Here is a 20,050-nt window from a genome sequence, read left to right on the forward strand (position 1 = left end):
ATTCCTGGCTCGAACTGCCTGTACGCTCGGCGAGCGCTCTGGTCTCACGTTCTCGACACCAGCAGGGTTGAAACCAGCCCTGTTCAGTATTACGTGCGCGGAATTCTTGTCCCGTGGAGACGCGTGTCCGCAGTACTTACACACATAGGTGCGTCGGACAGCAGGAGACGATGCTTGGCTCTCGCATCGCAGTTCCGGCAATCCATCGTCGTGTACGCGGGATGCACCAGCCGCACATCCCGACTGTGCTTACGTCCCATCTCGAGCAACGCTGTCTTCGTCGCGCCGATCGAAGCGTCAGCGGCCTTGCTTGCCGTCGTTGTCTTGGCGAGGAACTTCGGTTTGAAGTCCTCCACAGCGATCTGGTCGAAATCCCGTGTCACGCGCTTGGCCCACTTCCGGGCGGTGTCCTGGCGCTGTCGGCTGACCTTTTTGTGTAGCTTCGCCGTCTGCTGTTTCGCCCTCCGGTAGCCGTTCGAGCCCGGCTGTCCTTTCTTCGGTCTCCGGCGAGCCATCATCCGTTGATAGCGGGCGAGCTTCGCGGCAGCGGATTTCCCGTACCGAGGGTGCGGGAGGTCGTGGAGGTCGCTGGTGGTAGTCGCGGTCTCCTTCACGCCCCAGTCGATTCCGATAGCCTGCCCGACCGCTGGCAACGGCTCCCGCACAGCAGGGACAACGAAACTCGCGTACCAGTGGCCGATGTTGTCGCGGTAGACGCGAACCGAGGACGGTGTGGCGGGCAACTGCCGCGACCACACCGGCCGCACCACGGCACCGCCAGCCAGGCGCAGGCGGCCGTCCTCGAGACGGAATCCGCGCAGCGTGTAGTTCAGGGTCGGGTCGGCAAGATCCTTCTTCTTGAAATGCGGCATCCCCGCCCGACGGTGTTGCGGGACACGGTTTTTGATGTCGGTCAATGCTTTCGCGCGAGACTTACCGAAGTCGCGGATGATCTGCTGCTGCGGGACAGACGCCCCGCCCCGGAGCCAGTCGAGTTCGGCCCGCCAGCCGGTGAGTTTCTTATCGAGCCCAGCAGGGCCGATCTTCTCCCCGGCCTGGTGCGCGGCTCGAGATTCGCCGACACATCGGTTCCATACCCACCGGCAGCGGTCCCACTCGGCCAGCAACGCCCGCTCAGCAGCACGGGACATTCGCAGCCGGTAGGTGTACCGCACACTCCCCACCCCCTCGCTCACATGTTCGATCATAACGCTGGTTGCACGAGCCGCGACCGGGTTCCGCACTGGCCGACACATTGTTTATGCGGTGCATATCCCATTTGGTTTCATCACCAATTCGGTGACTCGGCAACCGGATTATTCCGCGCCTGCTCCCGCTAGCCCCCGGGCCGGATCGCGAGGTACAGGATGAGTACCGCGATGAAGGCGCCGACCAGCAACACCGTGGTCATGCGTGGCACACCGCGCGGACGCGGCGGTGGCGGCGGGCGGTGGCGCAGCCAGACCGAATCCACCGCCGGGTCGTGAGTGCCGCGCTGATACGGCGGCGTGTCGCCAGGGTCGCTCGACGGGGAGCCACCGAGGTCGGGCCCGTCGTCGGTGGGCCCATGACCGTGTTCCATATCGTGAACGGTAGCCGCCGCAACGGTCCGACGGCGGGCAATTCCGTTGCGATTCAGGCAAGTCGGCGCGCGAAGGCCTCGGTGGCGCCGCCGCTGGCGAGATCGACGGTGACCACGGTCAGCTCGACGCCGCTCGCGGTGAGGTCCATGATCATGAAGCCGAGCTCGTGATAGTTCTCGAACAGCGCGGCATTGCCGGAGCCGCCGGGATTCAGTTTCGGTTCGGCGGCCACGGTTTTGGCGGCCGCGCCGGAGACGAGTTGGCGGGTGCCCTTCGATGCCGGGGTCGGCTCGAGCACCTGGAGGGAGTGATCGTGCCCGGAGAGGATGAAGTGACATTTGCCGACGACATGGTCGTCGAAGAAGCGCTTCGCGTGGATGCCGTTGATCGGCGCCACGGACAGCCCCTCGTAGCGGCCAGCGTCACCGTGCGGCCCGTTATTGAGGTACGGGTGGTGGGTGCAGGCGATCTTCCATTGGGCCGGTGATTCGGCGATGGCGCGATCGAGCCAGGCGCGCTGCTCGTTCATGAACTGACCGTCGACCTCCCAGTACGGGGCGAAGGCCGGCGGGACATACGAGGCGAGCGGATTGATATCGAGGACGAAGAACTCGACCACCGGATTCTGCTCGGGCACCCGCACCGAGTAGTACCGGCTCGGCATCCACCAGCGCGGCGAATTCGCGTGGTACTCGACCTCGTTGTTGCCGCGCAGCAGCCAGCCGCCGTCGCCGCCGAGAACCGAACTGTTGTCGTGATTGCCGAGCACCATCAGCCACGGGAAATCCAGTCCCGCATTGGGGTTTTCGAATTTATCGGCGAACTGGACGTCGACGGCGCTGTTCGGGCCGCTCTCGTAGATATTGTCGCCGAGCCCGAGTGCGAGCGAAAACGGTTGGCGGCGATGGTAATCCCGCATGGCATCGGCGACGGCCCATTGGGTGCGGGTGCCGGTGCCCGCGTCGCCGGTGATCAGGAGCCGAAGGTCACGGTCTGTCGGTAGATCGAATTTGGTGACGCCGGGCGCGACCGGAACCGCGTCGGCGGGCGATAGGCCGACCAGTGAGGCGCCCGCAGCGACGGTGGCCGCGCCCGCCAGAAATCCACGCCGCCCGATCAGACAGTCGTTCACGCCACGTCCTCCCCGGCCAGGACGGCCAGCACTCCCTCGCCGTACTTGGCCAGCTTGTTCTCACCGACTCCGCCGACCGTTCCGAGTTCGGACAGACTCGCGGGCTTGCGCGCGACGATCTCCCGGAGCGTCGCGTCATGGAAGACCACGTAGGCGGGCACACCCTGTTCCTTGGCCGTCGCCGCCCGCCATCCGCGCAGCTTCTCGAAGAGCGGCACGTCGGCCGGGGCCAGATCGGCAGCCGCGGTCTTGCCCGCTTTCGCCGTACGAGCCGCACGGGCCGGTTTAGCGGCGCGCTCGGGTTCGCGGCGCAGCAGCACTTCTCGACCCTCGAACAGCACCTCGTTACTGGCCTCGGTGAGGGTGAGCACGCCGTAGTCACCGTGCACGGCCAGCAGCCCCTGCGCGAGCAATTGCCTTACGACACCGCGCCATTCGACATCACGCAGATCGGTCCCGATCCCGAAGACCTTCAGCTCATGGTGATCATGTTGCAGCACTTTGGGATTCGACTTGCCCAGCAGGATGTCGACGATATGCCCCGCGCCGAAGCTCTGTCCGCGTTCACGTTTCAGTCGCAGCACCGTGGAGAGCACCTTCTGCGCGGGCACGGTGCCGTCCCAGGATTGCGGCGGGGTCAGGCAGGTGTCGCAGTTACCGCAGGCCTGTCCCGGCTGCCCGAAGTACGCGAGTAGCTGAGTTCGCCTGCAGGACACCGTTTCACACAGTGCGAGCATCGCGTCCAGATGCAACTGGAGCTGTCTGCGATGTGCGGCGTCGCCGTCGGAGGAGTCGATCATCTTGCGCTGCTGCACCACATCGGCGAGCCCGTAGACCATCCAGGCGGTCGACGGCAGCCCGTCGCGACCCGCTCGCCCGGTCTCCTGGTAGTAACCCTCCACCGACTTGGGCAGATCGAGATGGGCGACGAAGCGCACGTCCGGCTTATCGATGCCCATGCCGAAGGCGATGGTGGCCACGACCACGAGGCCGTCCTCGCGCAGGAATCGCGACTGGTTGGCGGCACGGGTGCGCGCATCCAGGCCCGCGTGATACGGAACCGCGTCGACGCCGTTCTCGGTGAGGAAGGCCGCGGTCTTCTCCACCGAATTGCGGGACAGGCAGTAGACGATGCCCGCGTCCCCGGCGTGCTCGGCCTTGATGAACTCCAGCAGCTGCCGATCCGGCCGGTTCTTGGGTTCGATCCGGTACTGGATATTCGGCCGGTCGAAGCTGGCGACGAAGCGCCGGGCCGAGCCGAGGTCGAGACGTTCGACGATCTCGTCGCTGGTCTTGGCCGTCGCGGTCGCGGTGAGCGCGATGCGCGGCACCTCCGGCCAGCGCTCGTGCAGCATCGACAGGGCGAGATAGTCGGGGCGGAAATCGTGACCCCACTGCGAGACGCAGTGCGCCTCATCGATGGCGAACAGCGCCACCTTGCCGCGATCCAGGAGAGCGGCGGTCGATTCCAGGCGCAGCCGCTCGGGCGCGAGATACAGCAGATCCAACTCCCCCGCGACGAACTGCGCCTCCACCATCCGGCGCTCATCCGGGAACTGGGTGGAGTTCAGGAAGCCGGCGCGCACGCCGAGCGCGCTGAGCGCGTCCACCTGATCCTGCATCAACGCGATCAACGGTGACACCACCACGCCGACACCGGGACGCACCAGCGCTGGCACCTGATAACACAGCGACTTACCGCCGCCGGTCGGCATCAGCACCAGCGCATCCCCGCCGCCGACCACATGCTCGACGATCTCCCGCTGATCGCCGCGGAAGCTGTCGTAGCCGAAGACCCGACGTAGAACCTCTTGTGCCGCACCGGATTCGGCGACGGGGTCGCCGTCGGTCAATACAGCCGCGAAAGCATCGGGGGATTCCACCCGGCCCATCCTACGAGCGCCGTCGGACAACGGAACCCCGACATCGGCGCGGATCCCAGGTGGCCCGCCGAGTTGTCCACATGTGGACAACAAATTTCGATCACCGCGCGGCCGGATCGTCGCATACCCGCTGACGGCCTCGCACAAGCCACACGTGTGCCAGGCCGTCATCGAGAGAGGTTGTCAGTCCCGAACGTAGTAGCGCAACGTGCCATAGGCCGTGATCGCCGCGAATACGATGCCGAGCGGCGCGATGGTCAACGACACCAGCGCGATGTCCTCGTTGCTGATATGCGGGAAAACGTTGCTGTTGAACAGCGCGCCGAGCCCACGATTGACCACCAGCGGTTGCGCGAGGAACAACCCGACAACCGCCAGAATCGACCCCGCCAACGCCGCGACCACCGCCTCCAAGAGGAACGGCAACTGTGTGTACCAGCGCGTCGCACCGACCATCCGCATGATGCCGACCTCTTCGCGCCGACTGAACGCCGCGATCTGCACCATATTCGCGATCAACAGCACCGCGGCCAAGGCCTGCAGCGCCGCCAACCCGAACGCCGCATTCCGCAGGCCATCGAACACCCCGACCAATCGGTCCACGGTGTCCTTGTCGTTGAGCACGCTCTGGATCCCGTCCTTGCCATTGAACGTCTCGTAGATCCGGGGGTACTGATCGGCATCGGTCATCTTCACGCGCAACGACGCGGGCAACCGGGTGTCCTTCATCATGTCCAGCATCTCGGGCTGATCCTTGAAGGTCACCTCGGTGGCTTCCTTCATCGCCTCGTCGCTGTTGACGAACTGGACCGAGACCACACCATCGGTCTTCTTCAGATCCGACATCAGGTCCTGACACGGCCTCTTCGAACAGTCGGAATCGGTCGCCGAGACCAGATCGGTCAGGTAGAGCCGGATCTCGACCCGATCCATGAAGTAGTTCTGGGTCTTATCCGCGATCCGCAAGGCGAGCAGACCGCCGCCGAGCATGGTGAGCGATACCGCGGTGGTCAGGATCATCGCGATGGTCATGGTGACATTGCGACGCAGACCGGTGAGGACCTCGTTGAACAGGAATCCAGCGCGCATTACCGGCCCACCCCGTAGACGCCGGTCGCTTCGTCGCGAATCAGACGGCCCCGGTCCAACTCCACCACTCTCTTGCGCATCGCGTCGACGATGTGATTGTCGTGGGTGGCCATCACCACGGTGGTGCCGGTGCGGTTGATCCGCTCGAGCAGCAGCATGATGTCGGCGCTGGTGTCCGGATCGAGATTGCCGGTCGGCTCGTCCGCGAGCAGGACCAGCGGCCGGTTCACGAATGCCCTGGCGATCGCCACGCGCTGCTGTTCACCGCCGGACAGTTCGCTCGGCAGCCGGTCGGCCTTGCCGCCGAGCCCGACCATATCGAGTACCTCGGGCACGGTCCGCTCGATGAACTGGCGCCTTTTGCCGATCACCTCCAGCGCGAAGGCGACGTTCTCCGCGACGGTCTTCTGCTGCAGCAGGCGGAAGTCCTGGAAGACGCACCCCATGCGCTGACGCAACTTCGGCACCTTCCGCCCTGGTAGTCGGTCGACCCGGAAATCGGCGACCCGAATCTCGCCCGCGGTCGGGGCCTCCTCCTTGAGCAGCAGTCGCATGAAGGTCGACTTGCCCGAACCGGACGGGCCGATGATGAAGACGAACTCGCCTTTACCCACATCGACGGTGATGTTGTCCAGCGCGGGTCGCGTCGAGGTCTGATACGACTTTGTCACGTTCCGCATAGCGATCACGGCTAGCCAGTGTAACCAGCAACCGCCGTGCAGCCAGTAGCTACATCATGGTCAATGTTCGGGCGTAGCCGTATTCATCACTGCGGGAACGGTGTTGAGTTTCTCGGGCGATGTCACGATCGGTTGATCGGGCTTGACGAACAGGTACAACACGAATATGGCGACCCATGTTGCCATCAGGATCGCCGTGGATCTACGTGGTCTCACTGATTCCCTCCCGGCGCAGCGCCGCGGCCACTCGCACCCGCAACTCACGACCGACTTCGAATTGTTTGCCTGGCAACGTTCGGGCAACCATTCGGATGTTCATCTGGTCCACTGTGAGGTCTTCGACACCCATCACGGTGGGCTCGTCGAGCAGCAGCGGCTTCAACCTTCGGTCCTCGTACGCCTTTGTACCGACCTCGTGCAGGATCTCGTTGACCCTGGTGATATCGGCGCTGGCCGCAACCGGCACATCGATCGCGGCACGCGCCCAATCCTTCGACAGATTCGTGACTTTCACGATCTGGCCATTGGGCACGGTGATCACCTCACCGTCGGCATTGCGCAATGTGGTGATCCGCAGCGTGACGTCCTCGACCGTACCCTCGGCCTGCTCCGCGGATCCAGTGACCGCGATGCGAACCACATCACCGAATCCGTACTGCCGCTCGGTGATCAAGAAGAATCCGGCCAGAATGTCCTGCACGATGCGCTGCGCGCCGAAACCGAGCGCGGCGCCGAGTACGGCCGCTGGCGCAACCAGGCCAGTGACACCGAAGCCGAACCGGCGCAGCACCTCGATGCCGACCAGGACGTAGACGATCGTCAGCACCACCCAGGTGACCACCTGGGCCAGCGCATGCCGATGCTTGGCCGCCTCGGAGCGCACCAGCGCATCGCTGCTGCGGAAGCTCGCATCGATCCTGCGGGTGATCCGGTCCCTGATGAAGGTGGCGAACCGGCTGAACAGCATCGCCCCGAGGATGTACAGGACGATCTCGAGTCCCGCGGAACGCAGCCAGGTGGTGAAGTCGCCGGACGTGGAGAAAGCCTGGGGTACGTCCAACTAGCTCGCCTGCTCTCGCATTCGCCAACGAATTCCGGATTCGATGAAACCATCGATATCACCGTCGAGCACGGCACTCGGATTGTTGACTTCGTAGTTGGTGCGCAGATCCTTGACCATCTGGTACGGGTGCAGCACATACGAGCGCATCTGGTTGCCCCAGGACGCGCCCTCGTTGGTCTTGAGCGCGTCCATCTCGGCGCGCTCCTCCTGCCGCTTGCGCTCGAGCAGCTTGGCCTGCAGCACCCGCATGGCCGAAATCTTGTTCTGTAGCTGGGATTTCTCGTTCTGACAGGTGACCACGATGCCGGTGGGGATATGCGTCAGTCGCACCGCCGAGTCGGTGGTGTTGACGCTCTGACCACCGGGACCCGACGAACGGTAGACGTCGACGCGGACCTCGCCCTCGGGAATCTCGATGTGGTCGGTGGTCTCGACCACCGGCAGCACCTCGACCTCGGCGAAGGAGGTCTGGCGGCGCCCCTGGTTGTCGAACGGGCTGATCCGGACCAGCCGGTGCGTGCCCATCTCCACCGAGAGGGTGCCGTAGGCATAGGGCGATTTCACCGCGAAGGTGGCGCTCTTGATGCCCGCCTCCTCGGCGTAGGAGGTGTCGTAGACCTCGACGGAGTACTTGTGCCGGTCCGCCCAGCGGATGTACATGCGCATCAGCATCTCGGCCCAGTCGGCGGCGTCCACGCCACCGGCGCCGGAGCGGATGTTGACCAGCGCCTCGCGCTTGTCGTACTCGCCCGAGAGCAGAGTGCGGACCTCCATGGCCTCCACATCGGCGTGCAGCGTTGCCCGTTCGGCATCGGCGTCGGCGAGCGCGGCCACCCTGGCCTCGCCCTCCTCTTCCTCGACCAATTCGTAGAGCACCGATAGATCCTCGAGCCGCTGACGCAGTTCCTCGACCCGGCGCAACTCGCTCTGGGCGTGCGACAGCTCACTGGTCACTTGCTGCGCGTGCTCCTGGTTGTTCCACAGATCGGGATCGGCGGCCTGATGCTCGAGCTCATCGATCCGTCGACGCAGCTCCTCGACATCGAGGACCGACTCGACGGTCTTGAGAGTGGCGTCGAGTTCGGCGATATCAGCGGAAACGTCAGGATGCACGATGCTCAAGCCTACTGGGCGCGGTTGAGACGGTGAAATACGCGGTCACCTGGCGTATGGCCCGGGCCGAAGGCCGGTCGGACCGAGCATCCACTTTTCGCGTGAATCCGCCGGATTCGACGGGAAAGTGCACGCTCAGGCGATCAAAGACTGCGGTTCAGCCGGAAACGGCGCGGAGTCCGCCGGGGCGGCGACCCGCCAGGGTGTCCAGGGCAGCGGCGGTCGAGTCGTCCGCCGGGAGGTAGACGATCAGTTGCTGGTCGTCATCGGCGGAGAGTTCGAGGGTTTCGTAGGTAAGCCGGAGCGAGCCCGCATCCGGGTGGGTCAGGCGGGTGGTGCCGGTGGCTGCGGCGAGACTGGGGACCGATTCGACGCGGCGGGTGAACTCGGTACCCGCGGCGACGGTGAGCTCGTCGGCCAGCGCCGCGATGTGCGGGTCGGTGCGGAATGGCCCCTGCTTCAGCGCGGCGACCAGTTCGTCGGCGACGTGATCCCAGTCCGGATAGGCGGTGCGGGCGCGCGGGTCGGTGAAGACGAACAGTGCGAGATTGGCCTGGCGCGCATCTGCGAGCAGTCCGATCGGCGCCATCAGGCGCTCATAGCCCGCGGTCCAGGCGAGCACTTCCCGCAGTCGGTTGACGACCAGCGCGGGCGCGGGTTCCAGCCGATCGAGAATGGCGCGGACCGCGGGGCGCACCTCGCGCGGCGGCTGCGCACCGCCCAGGCAGCTGAAACCCGGATCGGCGCCCTTCCTGAGCCGGTGCAGGTGGATGCGTTCGCTCGGCGCCAAACCGAGTGCGTCGGCGAGTGCGGACAGCACCGGCGGCGATGGTCGGCGGTCGCGGCCCTGTTCGAGACGCGTGATGTATTCGACACTCACTCCGGCCAGGGTGGCCAGTTCGGCGCGGCGCAGGCCGGGGGTGCGGCGGCGCGGTCCGGTAGGCAGCCCGACCTGGGCTGGCGTCACCGCTTCACGGCGGGTGCGCAGGAACAGCCCCAACTCGTTATCGCTCACTTTTCGACCGTACAAGCCCGGTCTGCGCGGAGGGTGTCCCTGCCACTACCACTCTCCGCGCGGTCTTCCTGGTCGCGACGCGGGGCAGCAGATTTGAACCGAGAGCGACCACCCCGGTCGCGCCCGACCGAAGGAGAACACCATGTCCACCTTGAAGCTCGCGGTGATCATCGGCAGCGTCCGGGAGGGACGCTTCGCCCCGGCCGTCGCCAATTGGTTCGTCGAGCAGGCCGCCCGCCACGGCGCATTCGAGATCGACCTCATCGACTTGGCCGAGGCCGAACTGCCATTGGCGCTGCCCGCGGTTTCCCCGATGCTCGATCCTGATCCGGAGCGCCCGGCCGGGATGATCGACCTCACCAGGCGGCTCGGGGAAGCCGACGCGTTCGTCATCCTCACCCCCGACTACAACCGCAGCTACCCGGCCTCGCTGAAGGCGGCCATCGACTGGCACTTCACCCAATGGGAGAACAAGGCAATCGGTTTCGTCGGTTACAGCGGGGCGAGCGGCGGCCTGCTCGCCATCGAACACCTGCGCCAGGTCTTCAACGAACTCAACGCCCACACCGTCCGCAACTACGTCAGCTTCCCCCGCTACTACCTGCTCTTCGACGCCGCGGGCAAGCTGCTCGAACCCGAGGAACCCGCCGCCGCCGCAACGGCGATGCTCGACCAATTGCACTGGTGGGCAAACGCCCTCGCCGCCGCCCGCTCCGTCCCCGCCGCATAGGCCCGACCAGACCCACTCGGGGTGGTAACTGCCGGGAGTGGGCGGGCGATAGGGTTCGGGGCGTGGCTGATTACTCCTCCGATCTCGAACTCGCCCTGCGGCTGGCCGATGCGGCCGATGTCATTACCCGCGGGCGGTTCGGTGCGCTGGATCTGAAGGTGGATTCGAAGCCGGACCTGACGCCGGTTTCGGATGCGGATCTGGCGGTGGAGCAGGCGATACGGCAGGTGCTGGGGCGGGAGCGGCCGGCGGATTCGGTGCTCGGCGAGGAGTTCGGCGGCGATGCCGAGTTCAGCGGTCGGCAGTGGGTGATCGATCCGATCGATGGCACCAAGAATTTCGTGCGACGGGTGCCGATTTGGGCGACGTTGATATCGCTGCTGGAGGACGGTGTGCCGGTGGTCGGTGTGGTCAGCGCGCCCGCGCTGGCCCGGCGGTGGTGGGCGGCGGCCGGTTCCGGCGCCTGGGCCGGTGTCGATTCCGATGCGGCGAAACCGATTTCGGTCTCCGCGGTGGGTGAGCTCGGCTCGGCCAGCCTGGCCTTCTCCAGCCTGTCGGGCTGGCGCGAGCGCGGTCTGCGCGAGAAGTTCCTCGACCTCACCGATGACGTGTGGCGCGTCCGCGGCTACGGCGATTTCTTCACCTACTGCCTGCTCGCCGAGGGCGCGGTCGATATCGCCACCGAACCCGAAGTATCCCTGTGGGATCTGGCCGCACTCGACATTCTGGTCCGCGAGGCAGGCGGCCGCTTCACCTCGCTCGCCGGGGGCGCGGGGCCGCACGGCGGCGACGCGATCGCCACCAACGGCCTACTCCACGACGAGGTACTCGCGCGCCTCCAGCCTTGACCCCGATCGCAGCCCCAGACTCCAGACCTTCGGGCACAGTCCCTTTCTAGCGCCTCGGGTCGGCCGGAGTCAGGTCTATTCCTGACGGTGGACGCAGCCGACGCAGGGTTCCGTCCATGCTCGTGACGAAAAGAGCCCAGCCTTCGCCGTCCCGGGCGATCCGCACGGAGGTGGCGCCATCCGGTGGGTTGCGCATCGGGCCGGGTTTGATCAGGCCGGTGATGATCGTGCACGCCGCGCCGGTGGCCGGATCGATCTGGTAGACCGCGCCCTGGATTTGGTCGGCGACGAAGAGTTGGCCAGCGCGGGTGGCTTCCATATCGTCGGGCAGCGCGATCAAATTGGGCGGGCCGGCAACGACGGTCGGGTTATCGGGGTCGCCGAGGGGGACGCGGAAAACGCGCATGGTCATGTTGTCGGTGTAGATCGATTTCCCGTCGGCGGCGAGCGCTAGCCCATTCGTCCACGGCAGGTTGGACCAGACCTTCGTGTACTCCCCCGTCGACGGCCGATACCGCGAGATTCCGGTCGCCGGGCCGGTGACCCCGATCGTGGCGAAGAGCAGATCTCCGTCGGGCAGTTCGAGCAGTCCGTTCGGACCGGACAGCTCGGTGAGCAGAATCGTCACCGCACCGGTGTCGATGTCATAGCGCCGCAGGGTGCCCGGCGCTTCCGACAAACCATCGCCGGTGAGGAAGTAGACGGAACGGCCGACGACCCGCACTCCGGCCGGATGGTCGAGACCGGTCACAAGTGTCTCGAATTTGCCCGCTGCATCGATATGGGCCAGGTACCCGTCGACTATTCCGGTGACGTAGAAACCGCCAGCACCGTCGGTATCGAGATTCTCCAGATTGCCGACACCGCTGACGACCGTCGATACGTCCCATCCATTCGCACACGAACCGGAAGGCGCCTCCGCCACGGCCGTCGCCCCGGCGCCAATTCCCATCGCAACGGCCGCCGTCAGCAGCGTTGCCCCTAGTCGCCGACTACGCGGCCGTCTTGCCATGTGGCACAACCTAACAGCCGCGCTGGAATGTTGCCCGGGGCGGACTTTCCGCCCCGGACGACCCGACTCACGGAATGAACAACATGCCCATCAAACTGAGGATCCCGGAGACGAACTGATCGATAATGCGAATAACCATGACATCTCCTTCTTGCACAGTGGAAATCAGCCTCGGCGGAAAGTCGCGGCCGAGTGGTGGGGACGGCACCTGCTCTAGATAGGCGTCGATCGATCTTCGTTGCGGAGCGTCGTATGGATGGCCCTTGCACCCCAATTTTCTTGGCAACCAAGATCATTCACGGCGACCGGTCAGCCCAGGTGTTTCGCCTCGGGCCACAGTTCGGACCAAGGCGCTCGCGGATTCCGGCAGACGAACAGCGGCCGACCTTGTTCGTCATTATCGATGCCGAGGCCGTTGTCGATGCGGCCGACGGGTTCGATCTCGGCGAAGTACCGCACCAGGTGCTGGCGGTCGACGCCAACGGTGATGACCGCGGCGGCCGTATCACTGGGCGGACCCCACCACCAGTAGGAGTTGTGGCCGCTGTATGGAGTCGGCAGTCCGTATTCGCCGCCGAAGCGTTCGATCGCGCCCGCCTCGCCCGAATTGCCGGTGAGGATGGCGATATCGGGTCCGAGCGCGGCGCGCACCTCGGCGATGCGGCGCACGAATTGCGGCCAACCAATGGTTTCCCCCGCGTCGTAGTCGATCGCGAGCACCGGCGAATCCTTCAGTTGCGCAATGGGTAATACCGGCAGGAACAGCACGGCCGAGCTGACCGCATTCACCGCGATCACCGAACCCACTGCCGCCCAACGGATTCGCTGACTCCCCAGCCAGGCCGCGACCGGTACTGCACCGGCGGCCAACAGAATCGGATACATCCCACCCATGTAGTACGCCTTGCCGCCGCTGACCAAGAACACCACGAACATCAGCGCGTAGGCGACCGCAAACGCGCGCCGACGCGGATCTCGCCACAACCGCCAGAGCCCGAATGCCCACAGCGGCACCAGCAATGGCCCCATCAGCCCGAATTGCAACAGCACGAATGTCACCGGCGAATCCGAGGTTCCGGAGGATCCGCCCGCGATCGCCCGACTCATCTCCCACTGCGGCCAGCCATTGCGCCCCTGCCACCATAGATATGGCAGCCAGATCACCACGGCCAGCCCGACCGCCATCGGAAAGTACCTGGTGGCGAGCACCTTTCGCGGGCCGACCAGAACCAGCGACAGCACCAGCGCCGCCACTGGGAAGATCAGCAGCACCTTGTTCTGCAACCCGATCCCGATAGCCACCCCCACCGCTGGCCAGAGCTGCGCAGCCGTTGGCGGATCACGCAGAAGTTTCAGAACCAGCAGACAGACCAGCACCCACGCCGCCATATCGAAGGACGTCGTGGTCAGCAGATGACCGATACCCAGCACCATCGCCGCACTCGCGACCGCGGCCGACGCCAATATCTGCGCCGCACGCCCACCGCCGAGCTCGCGCGCCATCAGCCCGGCGGAGACGACGAATGTCGCCGCCGAGATCGACGGAAGCCGCAGCAGCAGTAACGAATCGGCATCGATTGCCGACATCGCGCGGGCGAGTAGCGGCGTCAGTGCCGGCTGATCCGGGTAACCCCAGTCCAAGTGCCTGCCCGCCGCCAGAAAATACAGCTCGTCCCGGTGATAGCCATAGCGCCCAGCGAAGGCGGCGAGTAGCGCGGCAAAGAGAACGGCGACGACCGATAGCTGCCGCCACGCAATTTTGGGCACTTGTCCAGCCTGACACGGTTCGGCGGCGTAAGCTGCACCTCGACGCACTTCTTACTCTGGAGTAAGATAGCCTTACTCAGGAGTAAGATAGCTGGGACAAGACCTCACCCCACCCATCCGAGAAAACAGGTGATGATGAGCACTCGAGACAGCGCAACGACGCGACGTCCAGACACGTCCGCGGTCGGCCTGAACCACCCGAAACGGGACTGGATGGGCGCGGCCATGCGGGTGATGACGACCATTACCGGGTCGGATCTCGCCGAGAAGTACAACCTGCGCAAGCCGATCGAGCGAGTCACCTACGAAGGCACCAAGACCGGGTTCCGCACCCTCGGTGCCGCGACTCGCGCATTCGGCAAGGTTGCCGGCGGTGGCGCGCCAAAGCGCCTGGCCGACAACGAGTCCAAGAAGAAGGACTTCTTCGACCTGACCCCGAGCGACGAGCAGCAGATGATCGTCGAGACGGTGAAGGAATTCGCCGCCGAGATCCTGCGCCCGGCCGCCTACGAGGCCGATAACTCCGCGAAGGCGCCGCGCGATCTGCTCGAGCGCGCCGCCGAACTCGGCATCACCCTGATCAACGTGCCCGAGGAGCTGGAAGGCGCGGCCGCCGAACGCGGCGCGGTCACCAACTCGCTGGTCGCCGAGGCGCTCGCGCACGGCGATATGGGCCTGGCCCTGCCGATTCTCGCGCCGAGCGGTGTCGCGGTCGCCCTCGCCCAATGGGGCACCGACGCGCAGCAGCAGACCTACCTGCCCGCATTCACGGGTGAGAACGTGCCGCAGGCCTCGGTCGTGATCAGCGAGCCGCGCGCCCTGTTCGACCCGTTCGCCCTGCAGACCAAGGCGACCCGCTCGCCGAGCGGCTACCGCCTCAACGGCGTGAAGAGCCTGGTCCCGGCTGCCGGTGACGCCGAGCTATTCATCGTGGCCGCCGAACTCGACGGCCGCCCCGCCCTGTTCATCGTGCCCTCCGACAGCCAGGGTCTGGTCGTCGAGGCCGATCCGAGCATGGGTCTGCGCGCCGCCGGTCTGGGCCGGCTGCTGCTCAACGATGTCGCGGTCGGCACGGACGCCATCCTCGGCGACGGCGATGCCAAGACCCGCGCCGAGGAGTACGCCGATGCGGTGCGCCTGGCTCGCCTCGGCTGGGCCTCGCTCGCCATCGGCACCGGTCAGGCCGTGCTGGACTACGTGATTCCGTACGTGAACGAGCGCGAGGCGTTCGGCGAGCCGATCTCGCATCGCCAGGCGGTCGCGTTCATGGTCGCGAATATGGCAATCGAACTGGACGGCCTGCGGCTCGTGACCCTGCGGGGTGCGTCACGCGCGGAGCAGGGCCTGTCCTACGCCCGCGAGGCGGCGCTGGCCCGCAAGCTCGCCACCGATAAGGGCATGCAGATCGGCCTCGACGGTGTGCAGTTGCTCGGCGGCCACGGCTTCACCAAGGAACACCCGGTCGAGCGCTGGTACCGCGATCTGCGGGCCATCGGCGTCGCCGAAGGTGTCGTGCTCGTCTAACCGGCTGGTTCCTCAACTTCCAGGAGATATCCCCATGATCAATCTCGAACTCCCCAAGAAGCTGCGGGCCAGCGCCAATCAGGCCCACCAGGTGGCCCAGGAGATCTTCCGGCCGATCTCGCGCAAGTACGACCTCGGCGAGCACGAGTACCCGGTCGAGCTGGACACCATGGCCGCGATGGTCGAGGGCCTGGCCGACTCCGGCACCCAGAAGATCGGTGGCGCGGCCGGTGGCCGCTCCGACGACGAACACGCCACCGAGCTGCTCGGAAACACCAACGGCGGCAATATGTCCGCGCTGCTGAACGCGCTGGAGACCTCCTGGGGCGACGTCGGCCTGATGCTCTCGATCCCCTACCAGGGTCTCGGCAATGCGGCCATCGCGGCCGTCGCCACCGATGAGCAGCTGAAGCGTTTCGGCAAGGTGTGGGCCTCGATGGCGATCACCGAGCCGTCCTTCGGCTCCGACTCGGCGGCCGTCACCACCACCGCCGTGCTGGATGGCGACGAGTGGGTGCTCAACGGCGAGAAGATCTTCGTGACCGCGGGTCAGCGCTCCACCCACATCGTGGTGTGGGCCTCGGTGGACCGCAGCCTCGGCCGCGCCGCGATCAAGTCGTTCGTCGTGCCTCGGGATGCCCCCGGTCTTTCGGTGGCCCGGCTCGAGCACAAGCTCGGCATCAAGGCCTCCGATACCGCGGTACTGCTGTTGCAGGACTGCCGGATTCCGAAGGACAACATCCTCGGCAGCCCGGAGGTCAACGTGGAGAAGGGTTTCGCCGGGGTCATGCAGACCTTCGACAACACCCGTCCCCTGGTCGCCGCGATGGCGGTCGGTGTCGCGCGGGCCGCACTCGAAGAGCTGCGCGCCATCCTGACCGACGCCGGTGTCGAGATCTCCTACGACATCCCGGCCAATAACCAGCACGCCGCGGCCGCCGAATTCCTGCGCATGGAAGCCGATTACGAGTCCGCCTACCTGCTCGCCCTGCGCGCGGCATGGATGGCCGACAACAAGAAGCCGAATTCGCTGGAAGCCTCCATGTCCAAGGCCAAGGCTGGCCGCACCGGCACCGACGTCACCCTGAAGGCCGTCGAACTGGCCGGCGCCATCGGCTACTCCCAGCGCACCCTGCTCGAAAAGTGGGGCCGCGATTCGAAGATTCTGGACATCTTCGAGGGCACCCAGCAGATCCAGCAGCTCATCGTGGCCCGGCGCGTCCTCGGCAAGACCAGCGCCGAACTGAAGTGATGCCGAACTAGCAAGTGCCGCAATAGAAGCCGGTGTGGGTCCGCGTGACTCACACCGGCTTTTCGGATAGCGGCCGCGGTGCTCGGTACGGCCGAGCCGCCCGTTGCGGCTGACCCCGGTGTGGACACAGTCGGTTTGATCCGCGGCAGCTCGCCGATGACCTGGACGCCACCGCATAACCGGGGCCGATCACCGCACAGTAGAGTGTTCTGGATCACAGTGAACGGAACGGCCGGTATGTCGGCTCCGAATCATTCACCGGACGAATTCCATCGAGCTACACCAAGGCCCCACAAGGAGATTGGTTATGCACAGGTTGGGTTTGATACGTCGTTTCACCGCCGCACTCGCGGCCGCCACCGCACTCGCTACCGTATTCGCTGGTCATGCCGCTGCCGAACCGGCGGCGATCGACTGGAATGCGGCCACACAGCAGCTGCGGTCGGCTGCCAGCGGGAATCCCGCGGCCGAACAGGCCATCGATCGGCTGTTGGCCTCCGGACCGATTGCCGGGCAGGTGGCGCTGCCCGCGCAGCCGTTCCAGATGCCGGCGCAATCCGATCTCGGGCGCGGTGACGGGCCGGGCGTCTATGGGTCCGGCGTCGCCCTCGTCTATGACGGGTTCCGATTCGGATTCTTCGGCGGACCGGGCACGATCTCGCCGAACCAGGAAGGAGCCAAGCTCCAGGTGTTCTGGTACAACCTGACCAACGGCCGCACCGGCACCGAAACGCTCAATGAGCACGAGGACGCCACGGTCGACACCACCATCCGCACCCGCCCGCTCGACATCGGCGGCGGCCTCGTCGTCGCCGCGGTCTACGGAACCCTGTGGCACCGCTGGCCCGTCCCGGTCAGCGATGCCAACCCGGATGGTTTCCAGTACCGACTCGCCACCATCTCCATCCCGTCCTTCGGGGTGATCTCCACCAACTAGCCACCCGGCACGCGAGCCCGGCACGGACGTCCGTGCCGGGCTTTCGCGTCACATCGGCCGATGCTGAACCATTGCCAGCAATTACGTAATTCCGTACATTGCGCTCGTGAGTTTGGAAGATCGACTAGCAAAGCTAGAGCGCCGCGTCGCCGCGACGGAACTCGTCCGCGGCAGCAACGGGCGAGCGAATGTATCCGCCCCGCCGGAAGGGTGGGCACTGCGGCAACTGCAGGAGGAGTTCGCGGCCAGAGACGAACGCAACGGCGGAGTGATGTTCGCCGGATCGGGCCGACTACCCAGCGCCGAACAGTTCGACTGGCAGGTCCGTTTCACCACCGACGAGATGGTCGCCTACGACTGGGACGATGCCGCCGAATGCCTTGCCGCCCTTGGCAGTCCGGTCCGCCTGCGCATTCTGCGCGAGATCCTGCGCGGCAGCCGAACCGCCGCCGAACTCACCGACCTCGACGAGGTCGGCACCTCCGGCCAGATCTACCACCACCTGCGCCAACTGGCGGCCACCGGCTGGCTGCACACGGTGGAACGCGGCCGCTTCGAAGTCCCCCCGAAGCGCGTCGTGCCGTTGCTGATCGCGTTGGCTATCACTCGGCGCTGACCAAGATCGGGCGGATGGTTGTGATCCACGCCATAGCCGCTGATACGGTTGATGAGACATAACGCTCGTTCGATATCGCTAGGTCGAGTGCCGACGCGAGTTCCTGGTAGAGGTGGTCGACGATGAAGTTGGCGCATGCGTTGGAGGCGGTCAAGGCGCTGGGAGTGCTGCGGGCGAGAGGGGTCAGCGATCCCAAGAAGCCGCTGGAGACTTTGCGGATGGCGAAGGAATCGCAGGTCTACGGGCCGCAGGCGACGCTGATCCGGCATTCGGCGCGAGTCGCGCCCGATGCGCCCGGGCTGGTGGACGAGCGCGGCGAACTGACCTACCGGCAACTCGATGAGCAGTCGACCGCGATCGCACGCGGCCTGCGGCAGGCGAATCTGACCGAGGGATCCGTGGTCGGTGTGCTGGCGCGCGACCACCGCGGCCTCATCCTGGCCATGGCCGCCGCGGGCAAGCTCGGCGCGCGGGTCGCGTTGATGAACACCGGATTCGCCAAGCCGCAGTTCGCCGAGGTCTGCGAGCGCGAGAAGGTCAAGGCCGTGCTGCACGACAGCGAGTTCCTCGGACTGCTCGACGCGCTGCCCGCCGACCTCCCACGCTATCTCACCTGGGTCGACGAGGGCACCGAATTGCCCGAGGGCGCAACGACTCTCGACGATCTTATCGCCGCAAACTCCACCGCGGATCTGCCCGCGCCGGCCAAGCCGGGCGGCTTCGTCATCCTCACCAGCGGCACCACCGGCCTGCCCAAGGGCGCGCCGCGCAGCAAGGTGACCCCGCTGGCCACCGCGCAGATGGTGGACCGAATTCCGTTCCCGGTCAGGGGAACTCAGGTCATCGTGTCGCCGATCTTCCACAGCACCGGACTCGGCACCTACCTGGTCGCCTCCGCGATGAGCAATAAGGTGGTGGTGCGCCGTCGGTTCGACGCCGAGGCCACACTGAAGATGGTGGCCGATCACAAGGCCGAGATGCTGGTCGCGGTGCCGACCATGCTGCACCGGATGACCGAACTGGCGCCGGAGATCCGCGCCAAATACGACACCACCTCGCTGAAATGCATTCTGCTCGCCGGTTCGGCGCTCTCGCCGGAACTGTGCGTCAAGGCCACGCAGATCTTCGGCCCGGTGCTGTACAACCTGTACGGCTCGACCGAATGCGCCGTCGCCACCGTCGCGAATCCGGACGATCTGGCCATCGCACCCGGCACCGTCGGCCGCGCGCCGATCACCTGCGAGGTCCGGCTCTACGACGACAACGACAAGCAGGTCACCGCGATCAACACCACCGCGCGCATCTTCGTTCGCAGCGGCGCGCCGTTCGAGGGCTACACCGACGGCAGGCATAAGCAGATCATCGACGGCTATATGTCCAGCGGTGATGTCGGGCATATCGACGAGCACGGTCTGCTGATGGTGGACGGCCGCGATGACGACATGATCGTCTCCGGCGGCGAGAACGTCTTCCCGCAGGAGGTGGAGAACCTGCTGCTGGAGCGCCCGGACGTATTCGATGCCGCGGTGGTCGGCGTCGACGATGTCGAATTCGGCAAGCGCCTGCGCGCCTTCGTGGTCCCCGAGGCCGGTCACTCCCCCGACGGCGAGGAGATCAAGAGCTACGTCAAGGAGAACCTGGCCCGGTACAAGGTGCCGCGCGAGGTCGTCTTCCTCGACGATCTCCCCCGCAACCCCACCGGGAAACTGCTGCGCCGAGTGCTGGTCGAGTACGAAGTCCGGGCCTGATCGGGACAACTGAATCGGGCAACTGAGATACGTGACACACCGGGTCACAGACGCTTGC

Annotated in this window: 19 protein-coding genes; 7 read left to right on the forward strand and 12 right to left on the reverse strand. The window is 65.8% G+C overall.

Annotated features, from left to right (window positions below; genetic code table 11):
* Positions 1-89 precede the first annotated feature (89 nt).
* The 10 genes from ACHQ4I_RS12515 to ACHQ4I_RS12560 form a co-directional block, all read right to left on the reverse strand.
* Positions 90-1,256: an RNA-guided endonuclease InsQ/TnpB family protein gene (locus ACHQ4I_RS12515; RefSeq protein ID WP_420771877.1), complete on the reverse strand. Its 1,167-nt coding sequence runs from the start codon at positions 1,254-1,256 to the stop codon at positions 90-92.
* 80 nt (positions 1,257-1,336) lie between these two features.
* On the reverse strand, positions 1,337-1,582 hold the full coding sequence (locus ACHQ4I_RS12520; RefSeq protein ID WP_420771878.1) for a WLR motif membrane protein: 246 nt from the start codon (positions 1,580-1,582) through the stop codon (positions 1,337-1,339).
* Between the two features lie 53 nt (positions 1,583-1,635).
* Positions 1,636-2,715, reverse strand: coding sequence for a metallophosphoesterase (locus tag ACHQ4I_RS12525; protein WP_420771879.1), 1,080 nt, complete (start codon positions 2,713-2,715; stop codon positions 1,636-1,638).
* Positions 2,712-4,598 carry a DNA helicase RecQ gene (gene recQ / locus ACHQ4I_RS12530; RefSeq protein ID WP_420771880.1) on the reverse strand — a complete coding sequence of 629 codons (1,887 nt, stop codon included), beginning with the start codon at positions 4,596-4,598 and terminating at the stop codon, positions 2,712-2,714. The genes ACHQ4I_RS12525 and recQ overlap by 4 nt, the downstream gene beginning before the upstream one ends.
* Before the next feature lie 183 nt (positions 4,599-4,781).
* Positions 4,782-5,687, reverse strand: coding sequence for a permease-like cell division protein FtsX (gene ftsX, locus ACHQ4I_RS12535; protein ID WP_420771881.1), 906 nt, complete (start codon positions 5,685-5,687; stop codon positions 4,782-4,784).
* Entirely contained in the window at positions 5,687-6,367 is a 681-nt protein-coding gene (ftsE, locus tag ACHQ4I_RS12540) for a cell division ATP-binding protein FtsE (RefSeq protein ID WP_420772661.1), read from the reverse strand. The genes ftsX and ftsE overlap by 1 nt, the downstream gene beginning before the upstream one ends.
* A gap of 60 nt (positions 6,368-6,427) precedes the next feature.
* Positions 6,428-6,553: a hypothetical protein gene (locus tag ACHQ4I_RS12545; protein WP_420771882.1), complete on the reverse strand. Its 126-nt coding sequence runs from the start codon at positions 6,551-6,553 to the stop codon at positions 6,428-6,430.
* A gap of 16 nt (positions 6,554-6,569) precedes the next feature.
* Positions 6,570-7,334 (reverse strand): mechanosensitive ion channel family protein, encoded by a 765-nt coding sequence (locus ACHQ4I_RS12550; RefSeq protein WP_420772662.1) that lies wholly within the window; start codon positions 7,332-7,334, stop codon positions 6,570-6,572.
* A gap of 93 nt (positions 7,335-7,427) precedes the next feature.
* Positions 7,428-8,543 carry a peptide chain release factor 2 gene (prfB, locus tag ACHQ4I_RS12555; protein WP_420771883.1) on the reverse strand — a complete coding sequence of 372 codons (1,116 nt, stop codon included), beginning with the start codon at positions 8,541-8,543 and terminating at the stop codon, positions 7,428-7,430.
* A 157-nt stretch (positions 8,544-8,700) separates the two neighbouring features.
* Entirely contained in the window at positions 8,701-9,558 is an 858-nt protein-coding gene (locus ACHQ4I_RS12560) for a helix-turn-helix transcriptional regulator (RefSeq protein ID WP_420771884.1), read from the reverse strand.
* A 142-nt stretch (positions 9,559-9,700) separates the two neighbouring features.
* Between ACHQ4I_RS12560 and ACHQ4I_RS12565 the strand changes: the two genes are divergently transcribed.
* Positions 9,701-10,288, forward strand: coding sequence for an NADPH-dependent FMN reductase (locus ACHQ4I_RS12565; RefSeq protein ID WP_420771885.1), 588 nt, complete (start codon positions 9,701-9,703; stop codon positions 10,286-10,288).
* A gap of 62 nt (positions 10,289-10,350) precedes the next feature.
* The gene (gene hisN, locus ACHQ4I_RS12570; RefSeq protein ID WP_420771886.1) at positions 10,351-11,136 is read left to right on the forward strand and encodes a histidinol-phosphatase; all 786 of its coding nucleotides are present in this window, start codon (positions 10,351-10,353) and stop codon (positions 11,134-11,136) included.
* A 46-nt stretch (positions 11,137-11,182) separates the two neighbouring features.
* Here the strand turns inward: hisN and ACHQ4I_RS12575 are convergent, their stop codons facing one another.
* Entirely contained in the window at positions 11,183-12,148 is a 966-nt protein-coding gene (locus ACHQ4I_RS12575) for an SMP-30/gluconolactonase/LRE family protein (protein WP_420771887.1), read from the reverse strand.
* Positions 12,149-12,457: 309 nt separating this feature from the next.
* Positions 12,458-13,915, reverse strand: coding sequence for an ArnT family glycosyltransferase (locus ACHQ4I_RS12580; protein WP_420771888.1), 1,458 nt, complete (start codon positions 13,913-13,915; stop codon positions 12,458-12,460).
* A gap of 129 nt (positions 13,916-14,044) precedes the next feature.
* On the opposite strand from ACHQ4I_RS12580, the gene ACHQ4I_RS12585 reads away from it, so the two are divergent.
* The 5 genes from ACHQ4I_RS12585 to ACHQ4I_RS12605 all read left to right on the forward strand — a co-directional run bounded on the left by ACHQ4I_RS12585 (position 14,045) and on the right by ACHQ4I_RS12605 (position 19,992).
* A complete protein-coding gene (locus tag ACHQ4I_RS12585; RefSeq protein ID WP_420771889.1) occupies positions 14,045-15,439 on the forward strand; it encodes an acyl-CoA dehydrogenase family protein in 1,395 nt (464 codons plus the stop codon).
* A 34-nt stretch (positions 15,440-15,473) separates the two neighbouring features.
* Entirely contained in the window at positions 15,474-16,691 is a 1,218-nt protein-coding gene (locus ACHQ4I_RS12590) for an acyl-CoA dehydrogenase family protein (RefSeq protein ID WP_420771890.1), read from the forward strand.
* A gap of 307 nt (positions 16,692-16,998) precedes the next feature.
* Positions 16,999-17,628 (forward strand): hypothetical protein, encoded by a 630-nt coding sequence (locus tag ACHQ4I_RS12595; protein ID WP_420771891.1) that lies wholly within the window; start codon positions 16,999-17,001, stop codon positions 17,626-17,628.
* Between the two features lie 106 nt (positions 17,629-17,734).
* On the forward strand, positions 17,735-18,244 hold the full coding sequence (locus ACHQ4I_RS12600; RefSeq protein WP_420771892.1) for an ArsR/SmtB family transcription factor: 510 nt from the start codon (positions 17,735-17,737) through the stop codon (positions 18,242-18,244).
* 122 nt (positions 18,245-18,366) lie between these two features.
* Positions 18,367-19,992, forward strand: a complete 1,626-nt coding sequence (locus ACHQ4I_RS12605; protein ID WP_420771893.1) for an acyl-CoA synthetase — start codon at positions 18,367-18,369, stop codon at positions 19,990-19,992.
* The last annotated feature ends 58 nt before the right edge of the window (positions 19,993-20,050 follow it).

It is taken from the genome of Nocardia nepalensis, assembly GCF_048910785.1.
GTDB lineage: Bacteria > Actinomycetota > Actinomycetes > Mycobacteriales > Mycobacteriaceae > Nocardia > Nocardia nepalensis.